The sequence below is a fragment of the Olsenella sp. CU969 genome (assembly GCF_905219715.1).
Classification (GTDB): Bacteria; Actinomycetota; Coriobacteriia; order Coriobacteriales; family Atopobiaceae; genus Granulimonas; species Granulimonas faecalis.
In genome coordinates this window covers 1-8623 of the sequence record NZ_CAJMXC010000083.1, presented here as the reverse complement: position 1 = coordinate 8623, position 8623 = coordinate 1, and the positions used below count along the sequence as shown (strand labels likewise).

General features: G+C 68.4%; 7 protein-coding genes and 1 pseudogene. All 8 read right to left on the bottom strand.

The features are described from left to right. A pseudogene (locus JX283_RS07330) lies at nt 1–410 on the bottom strand (3'-5' exonuclease); the annotation flags it as partial. 92 nt (nt 411–502) lie between these two features. Continuing rightward, nucleotides 503–1429, bottom strand: coding sequence for a permease-like cell division protein FtsX (ftsX, locus tag JX283_RS07325; RefSeq protein WP_204829990.1), 927 nt, complete (start codon nt 1427–1429; stop codon nt 503–505). Next, a complete protein-coding gene (ftsE, locus tag JX283_RS07320; RefSeq protein WP_204829989.1) occupies nt 1416–2378 on the bottom strand; it encodes a cell division ATP-binding protein FtsE in 963 nt (320 codons plus the stop codon). The genes ftsX and ftsE overlap by 14 nt, the downstream gene beginning before the upstream one ends. Before the next feature lie 111 nt (nt 2379–2489). After that, the gene (locus JX283_RS07315) at nt 2490–2771 is read right to left on the bottom strand and encodes a PTS sugar transporter subunit IIB (protein ID WP_239652533.1); all 282 of its coding nucleotides are present in this window, start codon (nt 2769–2771) and stop codon (nt 2490–2492) included. Nucleotides 2772–2893: 122 nt separating this feature from the next. After that, nucleotides 2894–3772, bottom strand: a complete 879-nt coding sequence (locus JX283_RS07310) for a YitT family protein (protein WP_204829987.1) — start codon at nt 3770–3772, stop codon at nt 2894–2896. Nucleotides 3773–3780: 8 nt separating this feature from the next. After that, nucleotides 3781–4896: a peptide chain release factor 2 gene (gene prfB / locus JX283_RS07305; protein ID WP_204829986.1), complete on the bottom strand. Its 1116-nt coding sequence runs from the start codon at nt 4894–4896 to the stop codon at nt 3781–3783. Then, on the bottom strand, nt 4897–7638 hold the full coding sequence (gene secA / locus JX283_RS07300) for a preprotein translocase subunit SecA (protein WP_204829985.1): 2742 nt from the start codon (nt 7636–7638) through the stop codon (nt 4897–4899). A 181-nt stretch (nt 7639–7819) separates the two neighbouring features. Then, on the bottom strand, nt 7820–8623 hold an 804-nt coding region (locus JX283_RS07295; protein WP_204829984.1), incomplete at its 5' end, for a BTAD domain-containing putative transcriptional regulator.

The window sequence follows — 8623 nt, the reverse complement described above, 5'->3', positions numbered from 1 at the left end:
CTCCGGGCCCGCACGAGATCGCCGTCCCCCACCCCCAGCCGCCCCGCGCTGCGGTCGTCCGGCAGCACGAAGAAGTCCCGCCGGATGCGCTCGTCGAGGGGCGTGACGGCCCCGAGGGGGTCCAGGCGCCCGTAGATGCCTACGAAGGAGGTCGTGGCGCGGGTGACGACGGTCTGCACCCGGGCCATCTTGCCGGGCCCGTGATGGGCCGGCGAGAGGGTCACACCCACGGTGTCACCGTTCATGGCCTCGCGGATGCCGCCCCGGGCCACCGGGAACGCGCCCTCCGCCGTCTCGACCTCGGCCACGCCGGGCCGGGCCACCCGGATGGTGCCGATGAGGGCGCTCCGGTGCTTGGGCCTGGTCTTGGGCGGCCTGCGCCGGTTGGAGCCCTTCCTGCCCTTGGCCATGGGAACCCCTCCTTCAAACAAAGCGGCCCNNGCTCAGCGCGGGCCGCACCTGTCGCTCTTGTCCGTTCTTACCCCATCTGGGGCGCCGGCGGCTACACCTTGAGGTAGCGACCCATGGCAATGGCCGAGCCGAACAGGCCGATCACGAGGCCCACCACAATCAGGATCACGTAGGTGAAGCCGACGATGGCCGGGTCGACCGCGATGGCCAGGAACTGCAGGCTGCTCTCGAGGCGCGGCAGCACCACGGAGATGACCAGCTGCAGGGCGCCGATGGACAGCAGCGCGCCGATCAAGGCCTCGAGGGCGCCCTCCATGAGGAAGGGCCCGCGGATGAAGCCGTTGGACGCGCCCACGAGGCGCATGATGGCGATCTCGCGGCGGCGGGCCGAGATGGCCAGGCGGATGGTGTTGTTGATGAACACGAAGGCCACGAAGGTGAGCATGATCACCAGCACCACGGCGATGACGCGGATGTAGTTGGCCACCGAGAAGAGGCGCTCGACGGTCTCCTGACCGTACTGCACCGAGGCGGCCGGGTTGTCGGTGTCGTCGCAGACCTCGGCGAACGAGGGATCGGCGATGAGCTTGTCGGCCGTGGCCGAGACCTGCTGCGGGTCGTCAAGCTTGATGACGAGGGAGGCGGGCACCGGGTTCTGGCCGTCCAGCGCGTCCACGGCCGCGGCCGCGTTCTTGTTGGACATGGTGGTGCGGTACTCCTCGAGGGCCTCGTCCTTGGANTTGTAGGTCACCGANTCGACGTTGTCCCAGCCCTGGACGGACTTCTGGAGNNCGTCCACCTTGTCCTGGACGGCGTCGTCGGAGAGGAACGCCTGGATGGTGACCTTGTCCTCCACGGAGCCCACCATGTTGTTGACGATGGAGCTGCCGAGGACGAAGACGCCGATGATGAAGAGCGAAAGGAAGATGGTGACCACGGCGCCGAGGGCCGTGGACAGGTTCCTGCGGAAGTGATGCCCGGCCTCGCGCAGGGAGTAGCCGAAGTTAGAGGGCGCCATAGTAGCCGTAGCCTCCCCTCTCCTGGTCGCGGNCCACATGGCCGGCCTCGAGCGCGATGACGCGCTTGCGCATGGAGTCGACCATCTCGCGGTNGTGGGTGGCCATGAGGACCGTGGTGCCGGTGCGGTTGATGCGCTCGAGCAGCTTCATGATGCCGAGCGAGATGGCGGGGTCGAGGTTGCCCGTGGGTTCGTCGCAGATGAGCAGCGGCGGGCGGTTGACCATGGCCCTGGCCACCGAGNCGCGCTGCTGCTCGCCGCCGGAGAGCTGGNCNNGGTACATGTCCATCTTCTCCTGCAGGCCCACGAGACGCAGCACCTCGGGGACCTGGGCCTTAACCACGGATCGGGGCTTGCCGATGCACTCGAGCGTGAAGGCCACGTTCTCGTAGGTGGTCTTGTCGGGCAGCAGCTTGAAGTCCTGGAACACGCAGCCGATCTGACGGCGCAGGTACGGGACCTTCCAGTTGCGCATGGTGGTGAGGTCCTGGCCGGCCACGATCACCTTGCCGCCGGTGGCCTTGAGCTCGCGGGTGAGCAGCTTGATAAAGGTCGACTTGCCCGAGCCGGAGTGGCCCACGAGGAAGACGAACTCACCGGGGTAGATGTCCAGCGAGACGTTCTCGAGGGCCGGTTTGTTGGGCTGCGCGGGATAGATCTTGGTGACGTCGCGCATGGAGATGGTCGGCGCGCCCGAGCGGTTGATGTGGCTCTCGTCCTCGTCGGTGGGACGCAGCGGCGCGAAGACGCTGGTGAAGCCGGGCTCGTTGGTGGGGTCGAAGGCGCTTTCGCGGGCGGGCGCGTGGGCCGTCTCCACGACGACGGGCTCGAGGCCCTCGTTCGCGGTGGGGGCCCCGTCGGCGGGCGCGTCCGCCGTGTCGGGGGCAGCGGGGCGCGTCGCCGGGGACTTCTCCGGCTCCGCATCCGGGCTGCGGAAGTGATTGGCCACGTGGTGCTCCTTTTGTCGTGCGTGTGTGACGTGCGCCCATAGCCTATCAGAGGCCGGGGTTGCCTATATGGCCTTTCATCGGATGGGCAGAAGGGACGGGGCGCCCCGGGCCTAACCCTGACGGGTGGCGATGAAATCCTCGAGGACGGCCTTGATCTCGTCCTTGTCGAGGATGTTGTCCACCGAGGCGACGTAGACGCCGTGGGTGTCCACCCTGTCGGCGAAGTCGGACTGCGTGAGGATGAGGTCGCCCNNGAAGTCGGCGATCGAGNCGAGNGACCCGTGCTGGGTCACGATGGGGAGCTCGTTCTCCTTGATGACCTGGTCGGCTTTGATCTTGAGCATCATCGAAGAGCCCATGCCGGCCTTGCACGCAACGAGCGCCTTGTACATCTCGAATCTCCTTATCCGCCCGGTCACGACCGCCGGGCCATGGCCCATTCCAAAGGGCATGCCTTATACACATCGTACCCACGGTAGCGCCAAAGAAGCCCGACCACCGCATTTCCAGAGGGTCAGTGATGCCCCATGCCCTCGAAGCCCTCGCCGAACGCCTCGTGGACCTCGGAGATGATCATGAGCGCCTCCGGGTCGGCGTCGGAGACGATCTCCTTGAGCATGCCCACCTCGCGGTTGGACAGGATCACCAGGAGCATGGGCTTGGGGTTGCCCGACCACACACCCCGGGCCGAGACCTCTGTGCAGCCGCGGCCGAGGGAGTACATGACCGCGTTGGCGATCCGGTCGTGGTTCTGGGAGATNATCCAAGCCGCNCNCTCGCTCCTCGGGCCGTCGATGACGGCGTCGAGGACCCGGCACATGAGATANANCATCACCATGGCGTACAGGGCGTTGGAGAGCGAGAAGACCGGGATGGAGACCAGCACGATGANGGCGTCCANGACCACCGACGCGGTGCCCACGGGCACGCCGAGGCGGCGGTTGGCGAGCTGGGCCACGATGTCGGTGCCGCCGGTGTTGCCGCCGGTGCGAAAGACGAGGCCCAGGCCCACGCCGCAAATCACGCCGCCCCACAGGGCGCAGAGCAGGAGGTCGCCCCCGCCGAGGGGCGGCACCACCGGGGCGAACAGGTCGATGAACAGGGAGCTCGCGACGATGCCGCCGATGGTGCGGGCGGCGTAGCGCAGGCCGCCGGTGCGGATGACCGGGATCATGAGCAGGCCGTTCATGACCAGGGTCTGGGTGCCCACAGGAAGGTAGAGGCCGTGCTCGGCGCCTACGGCGTAGATCACCGTGGCAAGGCCCGTGACGCCGCCGGCGGCCAGGCCCTCGGGCACGGCGAAGGCGTCCACGCCGAAGGCGTAGAGGGCCGATCCCACGACGATGAGGACGACGTCGCGCGCGACCCTCCTGACATCGACCCCGCCGCCCATGGAACCCCCTACTCCGCCTGCTGAGACACCGCCCACCGATGATACCCGACGATGAACTGGTCAAGGTCCCCGTCGTCGAGCACCGCCGACACGTTGCCGGTCTCGATGCCGGTGCGGGTGTCCTTGACCAGCTGGAAGGGATAGAGCACGTAGTTGCGGATCTGGTTGCCGAACGAGATCTCGTGCTTGGGGCCGCGCAACTCGTCGAGCTCGGCCTCCCGCCTGGCCTTCTCCTGCTCGTAGAGGCGGGCCTTGAGGATCTGCATGGCGCTGGCCTTGTTCTGGATCTGGCTGCGCTCGTTCTGGCAGGTGACCACGATGCCCGAGGGCAGGTGGGTGATGCGCACCGCGGAGTCCGTGGTGTTGACGCCCTGGCCGCCGGGGCCCGAGGCGTGGTAGACGTCGATCCTGAGGTCGGAGGGGTCGATCTCGACCTCGATGTCGTCGGGGAGCACCGGGAGCACCTCGACGCCCGCGAAGGTGGTCTGGCGGCGCTTCTTNNCGTCGGTGGGCGAGATGCGCACGAGGCGGTGGACGCCCTGATCGGCGCGGAGCATGCCGTAGGCGTTCTTGCCGCTCACGGTGAACGTGGCTCGGTCGAGGCCGATGACGTCGCCCGCAGGGGCGTCGTTGACGTCCACCTTCCAGCCGCGGCGCTCGCAGTAGCGCAGGTACATGCGGAAGAGCATCTCCGTCCAGTCCTGGGCNTCGAGGCCGCCCTGGCCGGGCGTGACGGTGACGATGGCGTCGCCGTGGTCGAGGTCGTCGGTGAACCAGCTGGAGAGCTCGAGCTNCGAGAGGCTCGAGGAAAGCCTNTCGGCCAGGGCCTGGGACTCCTCGCNCAGGCCGTCGTCGNCCATCTCGTCGCCGAGCTCGAGGGCCGCCTGGGCGTCCTCGAGCAGCGAGCGGGCGGCCTCGAAGGCCGCCACGTCGTCGCGGTCGCGGGCCAGGGCCTCCATGACGGCCCTGGCGCCGTCGGCGTCATCCCAGAACCCGGGGGCCGCGCTCTCCCGCTCGAGGCGGGCGATGCGCTCGCGGGTCTCATCGAGGTGCAGATAGCCCTCGACCTCCTCAAGGCGCGCCGAGAGGAGGCCGAGGTCCGCCGTGGTGGCTTCTTCGCTCACTTAGTGCTTCTTTCCGTGGCAGTTCTTGAACTTCTTGCCCGACCCGCATGGGCAGGGGTCGTTGCGGCCCACGCCGGCGTAGGGGTCGCCGGACTCCNCCTTGACGTAGGGGCGGGGCTTGGCCGGNTCGCGGTCCTTGCCGTCGCGGGCGATGTTGCTCGTGGCGGCGATGCGGCCGCGGGGGCGGTCACCCTGATCACCGTCGACCTCGGCGGGCCCGGAGAACGTGGCCCCGGCGAGGTTGTCGCGCTCGGGTTCGGGCTGGGGCCGGGTGGAGACCTCGATGCGCAGGAGCGTGCGGATGTAGTCCTCGTACATGGCGTTCACGAGGGCCTGGAAGGCGCGGTAGGCCTCCTGCTTGTACTCCACCAGCGGGTCGCGCTGGCCGAAGCCGCGCAGGCCGATGCCGGTCTTGAGGTAGTCCATCTCCTGGAGGTAGGTCATCCAACGCTGGTCGATGACGCGGAGCATCACCTGCTGGGAGAGGTCGGCCATGACGTCGGCGCCGAGGGCCTCCGAGCGCTGGGCGTAGAGGTCCGACACGTAGCCGCGGACGATGGAGAGAATCCGCTCGCGGTCCAGGTCGGCGTCGAGCTCGGGGGTGTCCTTCCTGCCGGTGAGCTCCTCGAGCCAACCGCGGAGGCCGTCGAGGTCCCACCCCTCCACGTCCTTGCCGGGGCAGAACTCGTCCACGGCGGTCTCGCAGGTCTGGTCGAGCACCTCCTGGACGTGGCCCACGAGGTCCTCGCCGTCGAGGATCCGGTTGCGCTCGGCGTAGATGACCTGGCGCTGCTGGTTCATGACGTCGTCGTAGTCGAGGACGTTCTTGCGCATGCCGAAGTTGATCTCCTCGATCTTGCGCTGGGCGCTCTCGACGGCCTTGGAGACCATCTTGGCCTGGAGCGGCATGTCGTCGGGCATGTCGTAGCGCTGCATCATGGCGCCGATGCGGTCCATGCGGTCGCCGCCGAACAGGCGCATGAGGTCGTCCTCGAGGGAGAGGTAGAACTGGGTNTCGCCGGGGTCGCCCTGACGGCCGGAGCGGCCGCGGAGCTGGTTGTCGATACGGCGCGACTCGTGGCGCTCGGTGCCGATGACGCAGAGGCCGCCGGCCTCCACCACGTGCTCGCGCTCCTCGGAGCACACGGCTTTGGCGCGGGCGAGGGCGTCGTCGCGCTGTTCCTGCGTGGCCTCCTCGAGCTCCACGCCCTCGGCCACGAGCATGTCCTCGGCGAGCACCTCGGGGTTGCCGCCGAGCAGGATGTCCGTGCCTCGACCGGCCATGTTGGTGGCGATGGTCACGGCGCCCTCGCGGCCGGCCTGGGCCACGATCTGGGCCTCGCGCTCGTGGAACTTGGCATTGAGGACCTCGTGCCTGATACCGCGGCGGTCGAGGGTGTCGGACAGGCGCTCGGAGCTCTCGATGNTCACGGTGCCCACAAGGACCGGCTGGCCCTTGGCGTGGCGGCGCTCGATGTCGTCGGCCACGGCGGCGAACTTGTGGTCCACCGTGCGGTAGATCTGGTCGTCGAGGTCCACGCGGCGCACGGGGCGGTTGGGCGGGATCTCCTGCACCGGGANCNTGTAGATCTCGCGGAACTCACCGTCCTCTGTCATGGCGGTGCCCGTCATGCCGGAGAGCNNGTCGTAGAGGCGGAAGTAGTTCTGCAGCGTGATGGTGGCCAGCGTCTGGTTCTCCTCGAGGACCTTGACGCCCTCTTTTGCCTCGATGGCCTGGTGCAGGCCCTCGGAGTAGCGGCGGCCCTCCATGATGCGGCCCGTNAACTCGTCGACGATCTTCACCTCGCCGCCCGTGACCACGTACTGTTNGTCGCGGTGGAACATGAACTCGGCCTTGAGGGCCTGCTGGAGGTGGTTCACCAGCTGGCCGGCCATGTCGCCGTAGATGTTGTCGATGCCGAGGCGGCCCTCGATCTTCTTGAGGCCCTCGTCGGTGGCCATGATGGTGTGCTTGGCCTCGTCGAGCTCGTAGTCCTCGTCGGCCACGAGGCCCTTCACGGCGCGGGCGAAGTCGCGGTAGATGGAGGCCGACTTGGTGCCGGCGCCCGAGATGATGAGGGGCGTGCGCGCCTCGTCGATCAGGATGGAGTCGACCTCGTCGACGATGGCGTAGTGNTGCCCGCGCTGCACGCGACGGGAGGCCTGGGTGACCATGTTGTCGCGCAGGTAGTCGAAGCCGAACTCCGAGTTGGTGCCGTAGGTGACGTCGGCCNCGTAGGCGGNGTGCTTGTCGCCCAGGGGCATGCCGTTCTGGAGCANGCCCACGTTCATGCCCATGGCGCGGTACAGGCGGCCCATCCACTGGGCGTCGCGGCGCGCGAGGTAGTCGTTGACCGTGACGATGTGGACGCCCTTGCCGTCGAGGGCGTTGAGATAGCCCGCGAGGGTGGAGACGAGCGTCTTGCCCTCGCCGGTCTTCATCTCGGCGATCATGCCGCGGTGCAGCGCGACGNCACCCACCACCTGCACGTCGAAGTGGCGCATGCCGATGACGCGCCCAGACATTTCGCGGACGGCCGCGAAGGCGTCGGGGAGCAGGTCGTCGAGGGACTCGCCGTTGGCACGGCGCTCCTTGAGCAGCGGCGTCATGGCCGCGAGCTCCTCGTCGCTCTTGCCGGCNTACGTTGGGGCAAGACCGTTGACGCGGTCGGCTATCTTTTGGAACTCCTTGAGCTCCTTATCGGATCCCATCGACAGGATCTTGGAGAACAGTCCAGCCATAGGCACCTACCCTTTGTTCTTNACGGGGCGCGGGGCCGATAGACGCCACACCGCCATACCACTATAGCCATAGCCGACGGGGCTCCGGCCGAGAGGGCGCTTCCGCGGCANTATTTCAAGCTTCATGCAGACTACCTTATTCCCCCTCGTAGTGCCATATTTACACACCTACAACAATCGATTATTCGACGGTCTGGCACAACCCCCTGATCCTCCGGTCGACCTCCCTCGCGAGGGCCGAGAGCTCGGGNCTCGGCGGCGCTCCGTAGACCCCCTCGACCGTCTTCGCGTGGTCCCGGCACACCTGGGCGGCCTCGGAGAAGCGGTGGGCGGCCATGAGCATGCGCACGTAGCAGGCCGCCGCGTCGTCCCTCGCGGGACAGAGGCCATGGGCCGCCTGGGCGAGCANGATGCCGTCGTGNTCGCGNGAGCAGGCCGCGGAGAGCGAGGCGCCCCGCACGAGGGCGTCCANATAACGGCACTCGAGGCGGTCTCGCTCCGCGGCGAAGAACTCCGCGGCAGGCCCCGTGTCGGGCACACGGAGGCCGCCGGAGTAGAGCGCCATGGCCTTCAGCGCGGCGTCGNCGCGCCCCTCGTCGGACCCTGNACCGAACACCTCGGCCAGCGCCGAACGCAGCTCGTCGATGTCGCACNCGNCGAGCGGCCCGGAGAGCGCCACGACGCCGTTGCGGCACGCGACCACCGGCTCGCCCTCCCGGGCCCGGCCGACGGCGCGACGTACGGCCGATGTCATCTGGTAGAAAGCCTGAAGGCAGGCCTCCTGGTCGCGATCGGGCCAGAAGGTGGGCAGGACCTCGTGGCGGTAGGCCCGGTGCCCCTCCCGGACGGCAAGGTACCCCATGAGCTGTGCGGACCCCCGCCGCCACGAGGACGGGGGCACCTCGCGCCCGTCCACCGTCACGCGGAGGCCGCCGAGCACCGACACCCGCACCCCGGGCCGCTCCCCCTCGGAAGCCGCGCGGTC